15 protein-coding genes are annotated in these 14,669 nt (G+C 74.2%); 5 read left to right on the top strand and 10 right to left on the bottom strand.

Going from position 1 to position 14,669, the window contains the following annotated elements; genetic code table 11:
* Positions 1-102 precede the first annotated feature (102 nt).
* A complete protein-coding gene (locus tag ACFYNO_RS13120) occupies positions 103-615 on the top strand; it encodes a SigE family RNA polymerase sigma factor (RefSeq protein ID WP_388010109.1) in 513 nt (170 codons plus the stop codon).
* A 31-nt stretch (positions 616-646) separates the two neighbouring features.
* Positions 647-1,621, top strand: a complete 975-nt coding sequence (locus tag ACFYNO_RS13115; protein WP_388010106.1) for a hypothetical protein — start codon at positions 647-649, stop codon at positions 1,619-1,621.
* 31 nt (positions 1,622-1,652) lie between these two features.
* Here the strand turns inward: ACFYNO_RS13115 and ACFYNO_RS13110 are convergent, their stop codons facing one another.
* Positions 1,653-1,835, bottom strand: coding sequence for a hypothetical protein (locus ACFYNO_RS13110; protein ID WP_388010103.1), 183 nt, complete (start codon positions 1,833-1,835; stop codon positions 1,653-1,655).
* 225 nt (positions 1,836-2,060) lie between these two features.
* Between ACFYNO_RS13110 and ACFYNO_RS13105 the strand changes: the two genes are divergently transcribed.
* Positions 2,061-2,213, top strand: coding sequence for a hypothetical protein (locus tag ACFYNO_RS13105; protein WP_388010100.1), 153 nt, complete (start codon positions 2,061-2,063; stop codon positions 2,211-2,213).
* An 8-nt stretch (positions 2,214-2,221) separates the two neighbouring features.
* On the opposite strand, the gene ACFYNO_RS13100 is transcribed toward ACFYNO_RS13105, so the two are convergent.
* The 4 genes from ACFYNO_RS13100 to ACFYNO_RS13085 all read right to left on the bottom strand — a co-directional run bounded on the left by ACFYNO_RS13100 (position 2,222) and on the right by ACFYNO_RS13085 (position 7,420).
* Entirely contained in the window at positions 2,222-3,889 is a 1,668-nt protein-coding gene (locus tag ACFYNO_RS13100) for a SpoIIE family protein phosphatase (RefSeq protein WP_388010097.1), read from the bottom strand.
* 12 nt (positions 3,890-3,901) lie between these two features.
* Positions 3,902-4,360, bottom strand: a complete 459-nt coding sequence (locus ACFYNO_RS13095; protein WP_388010094.1) for a universal stress protein — start codon at positions 4,358-4,360, stop codon at positions 3,902-3,904.
* Complete coding sequence (locus ACFYNO_RS13090) at positions 4,357-6,861, bottom strand: ATP-dependent Clp protease ATP-binding subunit (protein WP_388010091.1); 2,505 nt, start codon at positions 6,859-6,861, stop codon at positions 4,357-4,359. Before ACFYNO_RS13090 ends, ACFYNO_RS13095 begins: the two co-directional genes overlap by 4 nt.
* A gap of 97 nt (positions 6,862-6,958) precedes the next feature.
* Positions 6,959-7,420 (bottom strand): MarR family winged helix-turn-helix transcriptional regulator, encoded by a 462-nt coding sequence (locus ACFYNO_RS13085; protein ID WP_388010088.1) that lies wholly within the window; start codon positions 7,418-7,420, stop codon positions 6,959-6,961.
* A gap of 140 nt (positions 7,421-7,560) precedes the next feature.
* Between ACFYNO_RS13085 and ACFYNO_RS13080 the strand changes: the two genes are divergently transcribed.
* Both ACFYNO_RS13080 and ACFYNO_RS13075 read left to right on the top strand, forming a co-directional pair.
* Positions 7,561-9,012 carry an MFS transporter gene (locus tag ACFYNO_RS13080; RefSeq protein ID WP_388010085.1) on the top strand — a complete coding sequence of 484 codons (1,452 nt, stop codon included), beginning with the start codon at positions 7,561-7,563 and terminating at the stop codon, positions 9,010-9,012.
* A gap of 85 nt (positions 9,013-9,097) precedes the next feature.
* Positions 9,098-10,591, top strand: coding sequence for an MFS transporter (locus ACFYNO_RS13075; protein WP_388010082.1), 1,494 nt, complete (start codon positions 9,098-9,100; stop codon positions 10,589-10,591).
* Here ACFYNO_RS13075 and purB read toward each other — a convergent pair whose 3' ends face one another.
* The 5 genes from purB to ACFYNO_RS13050 form a co-directional block, all read right to left on the bottom strand.
* Positions 10,592-12,022, bottom strand: coding sequence for an adenylosuccinate lyase (gene purB / locus ACFYNO_RS13070; protein WP_388010079.1), 1,431 nt, complete (start codon positions 12,020-12,022; stop codon positions 10,592-10,594).
* 59 nt (positions 12,023-12,081) lie between these two features.
* A complete protein-coding gene (locus ACFYNO_RS13065; protein ID WP_388010076.1) occupies positions 12,082-12,813 on the bottom strand; it encodes a TSUP family transporter in 732 nt (243 codons plus the stop codon).
* Positions 12,814-12,919: 106 nt separating this feature from the next.
* The gene (locus ACFYNO_RS13060) at positions 12,920-13,351 is read right to left on the bottom strand and encodes a MarR family winged helix-turn-helix transcriptional regulator (RefSeq protein ID WP_388010073.1); all 432 of its coding nucleotides are present in this window, start codon (positions 13,349-13,351) and stop codon (positions 12,920-12,922) included.
* Positions 13,352-13,426: 75 nt separating this feature from the next.
* A complete protein-coding gene (locus ACFYNO_RS13055) occupies positions 13,427-13,816 on the bottom strand; it encodes a DUF3037 domain-containing protein (RefSeq protein WP_388010070.1) in 390 nt (129 codons plus the stop codon).
* Positions 13,813-14,580: a HipA family kinase gene (locus ACFYNO_RS13050; RefSeq protein ID WP_388010067.1), complete on the bottom strand. Its 768-nt coding sequence runs from the start codon at positions 14,578-14,580 to the stop codon at positions 13,813-13,815. The genes ACFYNO_RS13055 and ACFYNO_RS13050 overlap by 4 nt, the downstream gene beginning before the upstream one ends.
* Positions 14,581-14,669 lie beyond the last annotated feature (89 nt).

The raw sequence follows: 14,669 nt of genomic DNA, 5'->3' as shown, positions 1-14,669 counted from the left end.
TGGGCGGACATTGGATCGAATCCCCGTGATACCCCTGGGCGAACCGCGGCGTCTTCTTTCACGACGGCCGAACGGCACACCGCACGACCCCGGGGAATCGACATGCAAGAGGTGCTCAGTTTCGAGGAGTTCGCCTCCTCACGGGCCCGCAGGCTCTTCCAGGTCGGCTACCTGATCTGCGGGGACTGGCACCAGGCGCAGGATCTCGTGCAGATCGCCCTCGGGAAGCTCTACGCCTCCTGGGGGCGGCTGCAGCGCCAGGTCCCGGAATCCGGGCTGGACGCCTACGCCCGCAAGGTGCTGCTGAACAGCTACCTGTCGCAGCGTCGGCTGCGCCGTTCCGGCGAGCTGGCGGTGGCCGAGCTCCCGGAGACGGCGGCGGCCGGCGACGGCGCCACGGCGGAGCTGCGGCTGACGCTGCTCCAGGCGCTCCGTCAGCTGCCGCCGCGCAACCGGGCGGTGGTGGTGCTGCGGTACCTGGAGGACCACAGCACCGAGGCGGTGGCCGAGATGCTGAACACCAGCCCGAGTGCCGTCAAGAGCCTGAACACGCGATCGCTGGCCCGGCTGCGCGAGCTGCTGGGCCCGGACCGCGCACTGCTGTTCCGTGACTGACCGGGCATGAGACCACGAGGGGTCCGAACAAATGAGCCTTGACGAAGACGACCTGAGCAGGATCCTGCAGAGCAGCGTGGACGAGCTGCGGCCGCCGGTGCCGGAGATGGTCGCCGAGGCCGGCCGGCTCGGCCGCCGCCGGCGCCGGGTGCGGCGCACGCTGCAGGCCACGGGCGCCGCCGCCACGGTGGCCGCGCTGGTGGCCGGGGGTGCGCTGCTGACCGGGGGGCCGCAGCACACGGTGTCGGCCGCCGGCACGCCCCGCCCGCACGCCTCGGTGGGCGCGGTCTCCAGCCCGACCGCCGCCGCCAGCCCGTCCCCGAGCGCCAGCGCCACCGCCTCCCCGTCGCCCACCCCCGAGGCGGCCACGGCGGACCTGAGCTGGCAGGCGATGCTGAAGATCCTCAACGACCAGCTGCCGCCCGGCGGCAAGCTGTTCAACCTGAACACCTACGCGGTGAAGGCCGACAACCGGGGACCCTCGCACTACATCGAACTCCAGTACGACGACGGCCAGGGTGCCTCCACCGTGATGGTGACCCTCTCGCAGTCGCTCACCAACATGCCCTCCGGCTTCGACACCTGCACCGGCTGGACCGGCGGCGGCGACGAGGGCCCGCGCAAGCCGGGCTACCTCAAGCCCTCCTGCACCCTGACCCAGCTGCCCGACGGCGACAAGCTGCTCGCCTACGTCACCGGCACCGACGTGGTCGGCCTCTACGACATCGGGGTCAAGCTGATCCGGCCGAACGGCACCTACCTCCAGATCGTGGCCGCCAACGCCACCCTGGACCAGTACCACGCGGGCCAGTCGGGTGTGCCGATCACCGTCACCCGGGAGCAGCCGCCGCTCGGCGTGGCCGGCTGGTCCACCGTCGCCGAGAGCCCGCTCTGGCAGGACAAGATCCCGCAGTCGCTGGCCGACGCCGGGGTGGAGTTCGCCAAGACGGTGACCCGCCAGCCCTGCCCGGAGGGCAGCAAGCCGGGCGACTGCACGATCGACTGACGGCTCGTCCGCCTGTGCTGATGCCGCCTCGTCAGTCCAGGTAGGCCAGTTCGATCCGGCAGTGCACCGGGGCCGGCGCCGGCTCCGGTTCCTCCGCCGGCTCCCCCAGCGGCTCCTCCCACCGCAGCGCGGCCTCCGAGGCAGCCCGCGGCACGGCGGCCGACACCCTCGACGAACGGTCCGCTCCGGCGATCACGCGTACCCCGGTGTCCATGGCTCCCCGCCTCCTGATCCGCCCGATCCGTTCGGGCGCCTCCATTGCATCCCCACGCGGCCGCGACGGGACCGTTCCTTGACGCGGGCGCTACGCGATCGGCGCCTTCCTTGACGCCATCCGTACCCCGGTGGGCGGGCCGAGCCCGGTAAACCGCTACCGCGGCGACCGCCGATCGGCTAAGCCTTGACGAGGACCCGGATCCCGAGCCGACAGGGGGCAGGCATGGACACCGTCTTCGACGCGTCGCACCGGCGCGTGGGCTTCCTGAAGGACAACACCGTCTTCGACGCCTCACACCGTCGCGTCGGCTTCCTGTCCGGCGGCGAGCCGGCCGGGGCGGCCGCCGCCGCGCTCCTGCTGCTGCTCCGCCGCTGAGCGACCGCTCACTCCCGGCGGAGCAGCAGCAGCGCCGCGTCGTCCTCCGCCTCCAGCCGCTCGGTGAGGGTGTCCCGGACGTGGTCGGCCAGCGCGGGCAGCGGCTCCGGCCCGGCCGCGAACACCTCGGCCAGCCGGCGCAGCCCCAGCTCCAGGTCCTCGCCGGGCCGCTCGACCAGCCCGTCGCTGTACAGCAGCAGGGTGTCGCCGCGCTCCAGCTGGAAGGCGGTGGCGGGGTAGCCGCCGCCCCAGTCGGCGGGCAGGCCCAGCGGCAGCCCGGTGGGCAGGTCCAGCCGCAGCACCGCGCCGTCGGCCCGGCGGACCAGCGGCGGCAGGTGGCCGGCGTTGGCCAGCCAGGCCTCGCCGGTGCCGAGCGCCACCTGGGCGTAGAGGCAGGTGGCGAACCGCTCGGCGGGCAGGTCGGCCAGGAAGGCGGAGGCCCGGGAGAGCACGCTGGCGGCGCTGTGGCCCTCGGCCGCGTAGGCGGTCATCGCGATCCGCAGCTGGCCCATGATCGCGGCCGCCTCGGTGTCGTGCCCCTGCACGTCGCCGATCGCCACCCCGACGGCGTCCTCGGCCAGCGCCACCGCGTCGTACCAGTCACCGCCGATCCAGGTGCCGACCCGGGCGGTGCGGTAGCGCACGGCCATGCTGCCGCCGCGCAGCTGCGGCAGCCGGCGCGGCAGCATCGCGTTCTGCAGGCCGGCCGCGATCTCCCGGGACTGGTCCACCAGCATGGCCCGCTGCAGCGACTGGCCGATCGCGCTGGTCAGCGTGGTGAGCAGGGTGCGGTCCTCGGAGGTGAAGGAGCGCTTGCCCTCGTAGATCAGGGCGAGCGCGCCGATCGGGCGGCCCTGGGCGATCAGCGGCAGGAAGGCGGCGGCGGTGGCCTTGCCGTCGGCCAGCTGCTCGCCGAGCCCCGGGTAGCGCCGCACGAAGGACTCCCGGGAGGTGAAGAAGGCGGGCTCGCCGGACCGCACCACGTCGTTCAGCGGCCAGGACTCGGTGAGCCGGGAGCGGTGCCCGACCTTCACCGGCAGCCGGCCCACCGCGCCGACCAGCCGGAGCCGGCCCTGGTCCACCACTCCCAGCGTGATGCCCTGGGCGGCGAGCCGGCGCCGGCTCTGGCTGTCCGTCAGCACCGCGACCACGTCGTCCACGGTGAGCGCCTCGCCGAGCGCGGCCGCCACCTCGCGCAGCGCGTGCTCCTGGCGCTGGCGGTCGTCCTCGGCCATCAGCCGCATCGAGGAGTGCGCCAGCTCCTGGGTGGCGTCCCGGATCACCCCGACCACCCGGATCGCCGGGCCGGCGGGGTCGCGCAGCACCTGGCCCTGGGTGTGGGTCCAGCGGGTGGCGCCGTCCCGCAGCCGGATCCGGAAGTAGCTGCTGTAGGAGTCGCTGCGGCCGGCCTTGATGTCCTCGCCCAGCCGGTGCAGCCGGATCACCTCCTCGACCGGGATCCGCCGGTTGAGCCCGGCGATCATCCCGTCGTACTCCTCCGGGAGCAGGTCGAAGACCTCCAGGCCGACCGCGTCCAGGGTGAACCGGCCGGAGGCCGGGTCCCACTCGAAGCAGCCGATCCGGTTGGCGGTGACCGCCTCCAGCCGGTCCAGCCCGGGCGGACCGGCGCCGCGGTCGGCACCGGCGCCGGGGCCGGGATCGGGATGACCGGGCATCCGGACGGCCGCTCAGCCGGCCGAGCCGTCGGACCACTCGGCGCGCACCACCACGGCGGGGCAGGGCGCGTGCTCCACCACGTGCCGGCTGACCGAGCCGAGCAGCACCCCGGCGAAGCCGCCCAGGCCCCGGCTGCCGACCACCAGCAGCTCGGCGCCCTCGGCCTGCCGCAGCAGCGCGGCGGCGGGCGGCCCGGGCAGCACCACCTCGGCGACCTTGACGGCCGGCTGCTCGCCCAGGACGGCGAGCACCGCGTCGTGCAGGATCTGCTCGCTGAGCCGCTGCGGGTTCAGCTCCTCGGACGGCGGCGGGAGAGCGCCGCCGGCCAGCGCGTAGTAGCTGGGCAGCTCCCAGACGCCGACCGCCTCCACCACCTCGGCGCCGGTCGCGGCGGCCTGCCGGGCGGCCCAGCGCAGCGCGGCGTTGGCGGCGGGCGAGCCGTCCACGCCGACCACGATCCGCCGGGTCACGCGCCGGCCTCCGCACTCGCCGCGGGGCGGGCCAGCGTGCAGGTCAGCTCGCCGTCCTGGACCGAGGCGAGCACGGTGTCACCCTCGCGCACGGTGCCGTCCAGCAGCAGGTTGGCGATCCGGTTGTCCAGCTCGGACTGGATGGTGCGGCGCAGCGGCCGGGCGCCGAACTCGGGCTGGTAGCCGCGGTTGGCCAGCCACTCCTTGGCCTCACCGGTGACCTCCAGGTCGACGTCCTGGGCCTTGAGCCGGCGCCGGCTGCGGTCCAGCAGCAGGTCGACGATCCGGACCAGGTCGGCCCGGGTGAGCGCGTGGAAGACGATCACCTCGTCGATCCGGTTCAGGAACTCGGGGCGGAACTGCTGGCCCAGGTCCTTCATCAGGTCGCCGCGGATCGCGTCGACGTCGCCGTGGTGGTCCAGGATCCGGCGGGAGCCGATGTTGCTGGTCATGATCACCACGGTGTTGCGGAAGTCCACCGTGCGGCCCTGGGCGTCCGTCAGCCGCCCGTCGTCCAGCACCTGGAGCAGCAGGTTGAAGACGTCCGGGTGGGCCTTCTCCACCTCGTCGAAGAGCAGCACGCTGTACGGCTTGCGCCGCACCGCCTCGGTCAGCTGGCCGGCCTCGTCGTAGCCGACGTAGCCGGGCGGGGAGCCGACCAGCCGGGAGACGGTGTGCTTCTCCTGGAACTCGCTCATGTCGAACCGGATCATCCGCTCCGGGTCGCCGAAGAGCAGTTCGGCCAGCGCCTTGGCCAGCTCGGTCTTGCCGACGCCGGTCGGGCCGAGGAAGAGGAAGGAGCCGGTCGGGCGGTCCGGGTCGCCCATCCCGGCCCGGCCGCGGCGGACCGCCTGGGAGACGGCGGTGACGGCCTCGTCCTGGCCGATCACCTTCTGGTGCAGGGTGTCCTCCAGCTTCAGCAGCCGGTCCCGCTCGGTCTCGGTGAGCTGGGCGACCGGGATGCCGGTGCGCCGGGAGAGCACCTCGGCGATGTCGTCGGCGGTGACGCTGACCACGCCCTCGCGCTGCTCGGCCACCTCGGCCAGCTCGTCCTCGGCCTGCCGCAGGCCGGCCTTGAACTCGGCGGCCCGGGCGAAGTCCTCCTCGGCGACGGCCTCGTCCAGCTCGCGGCGCAGCTTGGCGATCCGGTCCTTGACCTCCTGGCCCTCGGTGGAGGCGCCGAGGTCGCGCAGCCGGACCCGGGCGCCGGCCTGGTCGAGCAGGTCGATCGCCTTGTCCGGCAGGAACCGGTCGCTGACGTAGCGGTCGGAGAGGGTGGCGGCGGCGTCCAGCGCCTCGTCGGTGAACCGCACCTGGTGGTGGGCCTCGTAGCGGTCGCGCAGGCCCTCGAGGATCTGCACCGTCTCGTCCACGGTCGGCTCGGGCACCAGCACCGGCTGGAACCGGCGCTCCAGCGCGGCGTCCTTCTCGATGTGCTTGCGGTACTCGTCCAGGGTGGTCGCGCCGACCACGCTGAGCTCACCCCGGGCCAGCGCGGGCTTGAGGATGTTGCCCGCGTCCATCGAGCCCTCGCCACCGCCGCCGGCGCCGACCACGGTGTGCAGCTCGTCCAGGAAGAGGATGACGCTCTGGTCGGCGGCGATCACCTCGTCGATCACCTTCTTCAGCCGCTCCTCGAACTCGCCGCGGTACTTGGAGCCGGCCACCAGGCCGGTCAGGTCCAGGGTGACCACCCGGCGGTCCCGGAGGGTCTGCGGCACGTCGCCGGAGACGATCCGCTGGGCCAGGCCCTCCACGATGGCGGTCTTGCCGACGCCGGGCTCGCCGATCAGCACCGGGTTGTTCTTGGTCCGGCGGGAGAGGATCTCGACGGTCTGCTCGATCTCCTCGGCCCGGCCGACCACCGGGTCCAGGTTGCCGGAGCGGGCCTCCACGGTGAGGTCGCGGCCGTACTCGTCCAGGGTGGGGGTCTGGCTGGGGTGCTCGCCGGTGCTGCTGCGGTCGCCGCCGGTGCCGTAGCCGTCCAGCACCTTGCGCAGCGCCCCGTCCGAAGGGGCGACGCCCCGCAGCGCCGTCCCGGCTCCGGAGCGGTCCTGCTCCAGCAGCGCGCCGAGCAGGTGCTCGGGGCCGATGTAGGAGGAGCCGGCGGCCTGCGAACGGGCGTGCGCGGCCAGCAGCACCCGCTTGGCGGCCGGGGTGAGCGAGGGCTCCTCGGTGAGGCCCGCGGCGGCGGCGGGCAGCGCCCTGCGCAGGTCCTCGGCCAGCTCGTCGGGGTCGATGCCGGCCCGCTCCAGCATCCGGCGGGAGGACTCCACCTGGGTGGCCGCCCACAGCAGGTGTCCGGTGTCCAGGTCGGTGCTGCCGTCCTCGGCGGCCCGCTGGGCGGCGGCCTCGATCAGCTCCTGCGCCGAGTCGCTGAGCAGCCGGCCGATCGGCACCCGCTGCACAGCCGGCGGGGAGGCCTGCGGGCTCATCCCGAAGAAGCGGCTGAACAGGTCGGCGAACGGGTCGGAGGAGCCGAAGGCGGAGGGCAGCGTCATGGGGCATCACCTGACTGCGGGGGGACCTGGTCCGTCTCCCACCCTCGCCCGGCACCTGACGGAGCGCCACCCGGACTCCGCCGGGCGGCTCGCGGCGCTAACCGCGGGGCCAGGGGCGGCCCTCCAGGCGCTCGATGCTGGTGTTGAAGTGGATCAGGCTCTCGCAGAGCGCGGCGACCTGCTCGGGGGTCCAGTCGGCGATCAGCTCGGCGATGCCGTCCAGGGTGGCCTCGCGGTCGGCGGCCAGCTGCTCGGCGCCCGACCCGGTGATCCGCAGCTTGCGGGCGATGCCGCCGTCCGGATCGGCGATCCGCTCGACCAGGCCGAGCCGGAGCATCGCGGAGGTCTGCCGGTTGACGGTGGAGGTGTCCAGGCCGAAGGCCTCGGCCAGCTCGCCGATCGACATCGGGCCCTGCACCCGCATCCGGCTGAGCAGGTGGTAGGCGGAGCGGTCCAGCTTCCGCTCCATGCCGCTCACCCGGCCGCCCAGGCTGTGCCGGGAGAGCAGGATCAGCTCGCGCTCCACCACGCCCAGGGCCTCCCGCGAGTGCCGAGCCATGGTCCGTCCTCCCGTCACCTGCCGTCGATCACGGACGAGGCTACCCCGCCCGAGCTCGATATGTATGATGCACACGATATGCATCCTGCACATCGCCGCGGTCGCGGCTCCGGAACGAGGAAGAGCAGCGAGGAAGAGCCATGAGCGAAACAGCGGTCGCGCCGCGCGGCAACGCCGTCATCGCGGTGCTGGCGGCGGCCGGCATCGTGGTGGCGCTGATGCAGACCCTGGTGGTGCCGATCATCCCGCAGCTGCCCGGCCTGCTGCACACCTCCGCCGCCAACGCCTCCTGGACCATCACCGCCACCCTGCTGGCCGGCGCGGTGGCCACCCCGGTGCTCGGGCGGCTCGGCGACATGTACGGCAAGCGGCGGATGCTGCTGCTCAGCCTGGTGGTGCTGGTGGCCGGCTCGGTGGTCTGCGCGGTCAGCTCCGCGCTGGCGCCGATCGTGGTCGGCCGGGCGCTGCAGGGCTGCGCGGCCGGCGTGATCCCGCTGGGCATCAGCATCATGCGCGACGAACTGCCGGCCGAGCGGCTGGGCTCGGCGATGGCGCTGATGAGCTCCTCGCTCGGCGTCGGCGGGGCCCTCGGCCTGCCGGCCGCCGCGGCGATCGCCGAGCACGCCGACTGGCACGTGCTGTTCTGGGTCTCGGCCGGCCTGGGCGCGGTGGTGCTGGCGCTGGTACTGGCGCTGGTGCCCGAGTCGGCCCGGCGCAGCGGCGGCCGGTTCGACCTGGTCGGCGCGGTCGGGCTGTCGGCCGCGCTGGTCTGCCTGCTGCTCGCGGTCTCCAAGGGCAGCGACTGGGGCTGGACCGGCGCCACCACCCTGGGCCTGCTCGCGGTCACCGTGCTGCTGCTGCCCGCCTGGGCCTGGTGGGAGCTGCGCACCGCGCAGCCGCTGGTCGACCTGCGGGTCAGCGTGCGCCGGCAGGTGCTGCTGACCAACCTGGCCTCGGTGGTGGTCGGCTTCTCGATGTACGCGATGTCGCTCTGCCTGCCGCAGTTGCTGGAGATGCCCCGGGCCACCGGCTACGGGCTGGGGCAGTCGATGCTGATGGCGGGCCTGGTGATGGGCCCCTCCGGCCTGGTGATGATGGCGGTCTCGCCGTTCTCCGCCAAGCTCTCGGCCAAGGCCGGGCCCAAGGTCTCGCTGCTGATCGGCGGCCTGGTGATCGCCTGCGGCTACGCCCTGGGCATCGCCATGATGAGCGCCGCCTGGCAGCTGCTGATCGTCTCGGTGGTGATCGGCACCGGCATCGCCTTCGCCTACGCCTCGATGCCGGCACTGATCATGTCCGCCGTGCCGGTCACCGAGACCGCCGCCGCCAACGGGCTGAACACCCTGATGCGCTCGATCGGCACCTCCACCTCCTCGGCCGTGGTCGGCGTGGTGCTCTCGCACCTGACCACCTCCTACGGGCCGTACCGGCTGCCCTCGCAGGACGGCTTCCGCACCGCGCTGGCGCTGGGCTGCGGCGCGGCCGTGCTGGCGGTGCTGGTCACGGCGCTGATCCCGGGCCGCAAGCGGGCCGCCGTGCCGCTGCCCGCCCAGGCCGGCGCGCCCGCCGACGCGCCGGCCACCCGGGGCTGACGGTCCGTCACCCGCACGGCGTCTCCGCCGCCCGTTCCGGCGCGGAAGCCTGCGCGAGGGGCGCGCCGTCCAGCAGGATGCCGCTATGGAGATCGAGAACGGGATCCGACTGCACAGCGCCCGCGGCCGGTGGGTGGTGCTGGCCGCCGCGCTCGGCTCCGGCATGGCGATGCTGGACGGCTCGGTGGTCAACGTCGCCCTGCCGCACATCGGCGCCGACCTGGGCGCCTCGCTGGCCGCCCTGCAGTGGACGGTCAACGCCTACCTGCTCACCCTGGCCGGGCTGATCCTGCTCGGCGGCTCGCTCGGCGACCGGTACGGGCGGCGGCGGGTCTTCCTGATCGGCGTGGCCTGGTTCGCGCTCGCCTCCGGGCTCTGCGCGATCGCCCCGACCGTCGGGGTGCTGATCGCCGCCCGGGCGCTGCAGGGCATCGGCGGGGCGCTGCTCACCCCCGGGTCGCTGGCGCTGCTGCAGGCCACCTTCCATCCGGACGACCGCTCGGGCGCCGTCGGCGCCTGGTCCGGGCTGGGCGGGGTGGCCACCGCCGTCGGCCCGTTCCTCGGCGGCTGGCTGGTCAGCGGGCCCGGCTGGCGGTGGATCTTCGTGCTCAACCTGCCGGTGGCCGTGGCGGTCGCACTGCTGACGGTGCGCCACGTGCCGGAGAGCCGGGACGAGCAGGCCACCGGGCGGTTCGACGTGCCGGGCGCGGTGCTGGCCGCGCTCGCGCTCGGCGGGGTGACCTTCGCGCTGACCGAGGCCGCCGAGGGCTTCTCCCCCGCCGTGGCGGTCTCGGCGGTGGCGGGCCTGCTGCTCGGCTTCGCCTTCCTCCGGGTGGAGCGGCGCACGCCCGAGCCGATGCTGCCGCTGGGGCTCTTCTCCTCCCGGCTGTTCAGCGCCGTCAACCTGGTCACGCTGGCGGTCTACGGCGCGCTCAGCGGGGTGATGTTCTTCCTCCAGGTGCAGCTGCAGACCGTCTCCGGCTTCGAACCGCTGGTCGCGGGCGTCGCCTTCGCGCCGGTGACGGTGCTGATGCTGCTCTTCTCCGCGCGCTCCGGGCAGCTGGCCAACCGGACCGGGCCGCGGCTGCCGCTGACCGCCGGACCGCTGATCGCCGCGGCCGGGGTGCTGCTGATGCTGCGGATCGGCGCGCACGCCGACTACTGGACGGACGTCTTCCCGGCCGCCGTGGTCTTCGGCGCCGGGCTGACCCTGCTGGTGGCGCCGCTGACCGCGACCGTGCTGGCCGCGGTGGACGTGCGGCGGGCCGGGATCGCCAGCGGGGTGAACAACGCGGCGGCCCGGGCGGCCGGGCTGCTCGCGGTGGCGGCGCTGCCGCTGCTCACCGGGCTCAGCGGGGACCAGTACCGGGTGCCCTCGGCGGTGGACTCGGCCTTCCGCACGGCCGTGCTGATCTGCGCCGGCGCGCTGGCGGCCGGCGGGCTGCTGGCGCTGCTCACGGTGCCGGGCAAGCCCGCACCGGCCAAGAGCGAGCCGGACGCGACCTGGTACTGCGCTGCCACGGCTCCGCCGGTGGACCCGGGGCACGAGTGCCCCGGGTCCACCGCGGAGACTCCGTAGCTAGAGGATGTCGCCCGGCGCGTACTTGGCGGCCGCCGGATACTTCGCGGCGACGGCGCCGATCCGCTCGACCAGCTCGGCCACCTGGGCCCCGGCCGCGCCGGTGAAGGAGAGCCGGTCGGCGAGCAGCGCGTCCAGCGCGGCCCGGTCCAGCGGGATGCGCTCGTCGGCGGCGAGCCGGGCCAGCAGCTCGTTCTCCCGGGCGCCGGCCCGCATCGCCAGCGCCGAGCCGACCGCGTGCTCCTTGATCGCCTCGTGCGCGGTCTCCCGGCCGACGCCGGCCCGCACCGCGCCCATCAGCACCTTGGTGGTGGCCAGGAACGGCAGGTAGCGGTCCAGCTCGGCCTCGATCACGGCCGGGAAGGCGCCGAACTCGTCCAGCACCGTCAGGAAGGTCTCCAGCAGGCCGTCGAAGGCGAAGAAGGCGTCCGGCAGCGCGACCCGGCGCACCACCGAGCAGGAGACGTCGCCCTCGTTCCACTGGTCGCCGGCCAGCTCGCCGGTCATCGAGGCGTAGCCGCGCAGGATCACCGCGAGGCCGTTGACCCGCTCGCAGGACCGGGTGTTCATCTTGTGCGGCATCGCCGAGGAGCCGACCTGGCCCTCCTTGAAGCCCTCGGTCACCAGCTCGTGACCGGCCATCAGGCGGATCGTCTTGGCCAGGCTGGACGGCCCGGCGGCCAGCTGCACCAGCGCGGTCAGCACCTCGAAGTCCAGCGAGCGCGGGTAGACCTGGCCGACGCTGGTGAAGACGTTGTCGAAGCCCAGGTGGCCGGCCACCCGGCGCTCCAGCTCGGCCAGCTTCGCGGCGTCCCCGCCGAGCAGGTCCAGCATGTCCTGGGCGGTGCCGACCGGGCCCTTGATCCCGCGCAGCGGGTAGCGGGCGATCAGCTCCTCCAGCCGGGCGAAGGCGACCAGCAGCTCGTCGGCGATCGAGGCGAACCGCTTGCCGAGGGTGGTGGCCTGCGCGGCGACGTTGTGCGAACGGCCGGCCATCACCAGCTCGGAGTGGTCGGCGGCGAGCCGGCCGAGCCGGACCAGCACGGCCACCGTGCGGTCCCGGACGTGCTCCAGGGACTGGCGGACCTGCAGCTGCTCGACGTTCTCGGTCAGGTCCCGGGAGGTCATCCCCTTGTGGATCTGCTCGTGGCCGGCGAGCTCGCTGAACTCCTCGATCCGGGCCTTCACGTCATGCCGGGTGATCCGCTCGCGGGCGGCGATCGAACCGAGGTCGACCTGGTCGATCACCCGCTCGTAGTCGGCCACGGCGGTCTCGGGGACATCGATGCCGAGATCCTGCTGGGCCTTCAGGACGGCCAGCCACAGGTGGCGTTCGAGGACCACCTTGTGCTCGGGGGACCACAGCTGGGCCAGGGTGGCCGAGGCGTACCGGGCGGCCAGGACATTGGGGATCTGGGGCTTCGCGCTCACGCTTCGCAAGCCTAACAGCCGAGGTCAGCGCCACCGGTCGGCGGGCCGCCGGTGCGGCCTCAGAGCGCGCTCAGCCCCTTGAGCAGCGTGGTGATCCCGCCGCCCAGCGCGAGCAGCAGCACCACGGTGCGGGCCCGGCGCTCCGGCACCCGGTCGGCCGCCCAGTGGCCGATCACCGCGCCCAGCGCCAGCGCGGCGGCCACCGCCAGCCAGGCCGGGCCGGCCAGCCTGGGCAGGCCCTTGGCGAAGAGCGAGAAGATGTTGACGGTCAGTCCGTAGAACTGCGCGTTGGGGACGAACTCGCGGACCGTCCAGCCCGCGTTGACGGCGTAGAGCGAGAGCGCCGGGCCGCCGACGCCGGCCGCCGCGTTCATGAACCCGCTGGCCGCGCCGGCCGCCACCGCCCCGCCCCGGCCGCGCAGCGCGCCCACCCGGGCGCCGCGCAGCACCAGCAGCACGGCGACGGTGACCAGCGTGCCCATCACCGCGAGCAGCCGGGGCTCGGGCAGCTGGGCGGCCACCCAGGCGCCGGCCGGCACGCTGCAGGCGGCCGCGGCGATCAGCGGCAGCATCGCGCCGGGCCGGACCTGCCGCCAGGTGGCCGCCAGGCCGATCGCGCTGATCGCGCCGCCCGCGCAGTTGGAGAGCACCACGCCCTGCCCGGCACCCAGCATCAGGGCCAGCGCGGGCGCGGTGACCAGGGCGAACCCGATCCCGGCCATCCGCTGCACCGAGGCGCCGGCCAGCACCACGCCGCCCAGCAGCAGGTCCCCCGCCCAGCCCGAAACCATCGCACCGCTCCCGCCCCGCACGCGTCCACTCACTTGCGCAGCGCAGGCTACCGGCCGATGGCTCGGTGACCGAAGGGTTTATCGAGGAGCCGGCCGCATGAGGCGGTCAGCCCTGGAGCAGCGGCAGGATCTGCGCGCACATCGCCAGCAGGGCGCCGCGCTGCTGCCCGTCCAGCGAGTCCAGGGCGCGGTGCGCCCGGCCCATGTCGTCGCGGATCCGCTGCAGCACCTCGGCGCCGGGCGGGGTGATGGTGACCATCTTGACCCGCCGGTCGGTGGCGGCCGCCGAGCGAGTGGCCAGGCCCAGGCCCTCCAGCCGGTCCACGATCCCGGTCACGTTGGAGGCGTCGCAGCCCAGCTGCTCGGCCAGCGCCCGCATCGGCACCGGCTCCCGGATCGCGCCCAGCGCCTTGGCCTGGGTGGAGCTGAGCCCGTGGCGGGCGGCCGCCGCCGCGAAGTCGATCCAGAACGCGGCGCTCACGGCGGCCACGGCCTCCATCAGCTCGGTCGTGGAGATGCGCGGTGCGGCGGTAGTCATGGCACCCATGAGACCACAGAACCCATAAAAGCTTTATCAACTCCAGCTTTCACTATGAGAACGAATTCGCGCGCCCTACTGCACCAGCTCCGCGAACAGCCGCTCCAGGTCCGCCTCCGGGTCGGCGGTCAGCCCGGTGTGCACCGGGCCGGGCTGGATCACGGCGCTGCGCGGCGCGGTGAGCCAGCGGAACCGGCGGCCCGGGTTGTCCTCGGCGGCCGGACCGGCCTCCGGGCCGCCCGCCGCGACCGCCTCGATGCCGCGTAGCGCCCGGGCCACCCCGACCAGGTCCACGCCCGGGTCGAGCGCCAGCAGCTTGGCCTCGGGCAGCAGGGTGCGGGCCAGCAGCCGCTCCTGCCAGCGGCAGTAGAGCAGCACGCCGAGGTTGACGCACTCCCCCCGCTCGACCCGCGGCACCGCCCGCACCAGCGCGTACTCGTACTCGCGCAGTTCCTCCCCGCTCATCGCGCCCCCTCCAGCGCCGGCAGCCAGTCCCGCGGCCCGGCCAGCCGCGCGGTCAGCTGGTCCACGTAGGCCGCGCGCACCGCGTCCGGGCCCTCGAAGCCCGGCTCGTCGAGCAGGAACTCCTCCGGCACGGCGGCGGCCGCGGCCGCCAGCAGCTCCGGGGTGCAGCGCTCGGCCAGCTCGGCGTCGGCCGCCGCCAGCGCGGGGCCGGCGAACCGGCGCAGCGCGTGGTCGCCGGCGTCGTAGGGGCGCCGGGTCCAGCCGGCCGCGCCGCTCCAGCTGTGGTGGAAGATCAGGCTGGCGCCGTGGTCGATCAGCACCAGCTCGCCGTCGGCCACCAGCAGGTTGGGGTTGCGCCAGGACCGGTCCACGTTGCCGATCAGCGCGTCGAACCAGAGCACCCGGGCGGCCAGCCCGGCCGGCACCTCGAAGCAGAGCGGGTCGAAGTTGAGCGCGCCGCTGACGAAGGCCAGGCCGATGTTCACCCCGCCGCTGGCCCGCATCTGGTCCTGGATCTGCTGCTCGGGCTCGCTGCGGGCCAGCACCGGGTCCAGCTCGATCCGCACCAGCTCGGGCACCGGCAGCCCGAGCGAGCGCCCGAGTTCCCCGGCCAGCACCTCCGCGACCAGGGCCTTGCGCCCCTGCGCCGCCCCGCTCCACTTGAGCGCGTACAACCGGTGGTCGTCGCCCGCCACCAGGCCCGGCATCGAGCCGCCTTCTCGCAGTGGCGCCGCATAGCGGACCGCCGTCACCTCACGAAGCACGGGCTCACCCTACCCATCGGGCCTTAGCGGTGGCGGCTGCCCAACTGCCGTGCGAGGGTGGCCGGGAGGTGGCGGTCCGTCAGGCGGGC

Origin of the sequence: Kitasatospora sp. NPDC006697 (assembly GCF_042869935.1) — a bacterium.
Taxonomy (GTDB): Bacteria; Actinomycetota; Actinomycetes; order Streptomycetales; family Streptomycetaceae; genus Kitasatospora.
Note: the sequence above shows the minus strand (reverse complement) of the source record. Positions and strands in the feature narration are given on the sequence as shown.

What these genes read in the sequence shown, in the direction of transcription:
- ACFYNO_RS13120 (WP_388010109.1), top strand. Translation starts at nt 103, where the DNA reads ATGCAAGAGGTGCTCAGTTTCGAGGAGTTCGCCTCCTCACGGGCCCGC.
- ACFYNO_RS13115 (WP_388010106.1), top strand. Translation starts at nt 647, where the DNA reads ATGAGCCTTGACGAAGACGACCTGAGCAGGATCCTGCAGAGCAGCGTG.
- ACFYNO_RS13110 (WP_388010103.1), bottom strand. Translation starts at nt 1,835, where the DNA reads ATGGACACCGGGGTACGCGTGATCGCCGGAGCGGACCGTTCGTCGAGG.
- ACFYNO_RS13105 (WP_388010100.1), top strand. Translation starts at nt 2,061, where the DNA reads ATGGACACCGTCTTCGACGCGTCGCACCGGCGCGTGGGCTTCCTGAAG.
- ACFYNO_RS13100 (WP_388010097.1), bottom strand. Translation starts at nt 3,889, where the DNA reads ATGCCCGGTCATCCCGATCCCGGCCCCGGCGCCGGTGCCGACCGCGGC.
- ACFYNO_RS13090 (WP_388010091.1), bottom strand. Translation starts at nt 6,861, where the DNA reads ATGACGCTGCCCTCCGCCTTCGGCTCCTCCGACCCGTTCGCCGACCTG.
- ACFYNO_RS13085 (WP_388010088.1), bottom strand. Translation starts at nt 7,420, where the DNA reads ATGGCTCGGCACTCGCGGGAGGCCCTGGGCGTGGTGGAGCGCGAGCTG.
- ACFYNO_RS13080 (WP_388010085.1), top strand. Translation starts at nt 7,561, where the DNA reads ATGAGCGAAACAGCGGTCGCGCCGCGCGGCAACGCCGTCATCGCGGTG.
- ACFYNO_RS13075 (WP_388010082.1), top strand. Translation starts at nt 9,098, where the DNA reads ATGGAGATCGAGAACGGGATCCGACTGCACAGCGCCCGCGGCCGGTGG.
- ACFYNO_RS13065 (WP_388010076.1), bottom strand. Translation starts at nt 12,813, where the DNA reads ATGGTTTCGGGCTGGGCGGGGGACCTGCTGCTGGGCGGCGTGGTGCTG.
- ACFYNO_RS13060 (WP_388010073.1), bottom strand. Translation starts at nt 13,351, where the DNA reads ATGACTACCGCCGCACCGCGCATCTCCACGACCGAGCTGATGGAGGCC.
- ACFYNO_RS13055 (WP_388010070.1), bottom strand. Translation starts at nt 13,816, where the DNA reads ATGAGCGGGGAGGAACTGCGCGAGTACGAGTACGCGCTGGTGCGGGCG.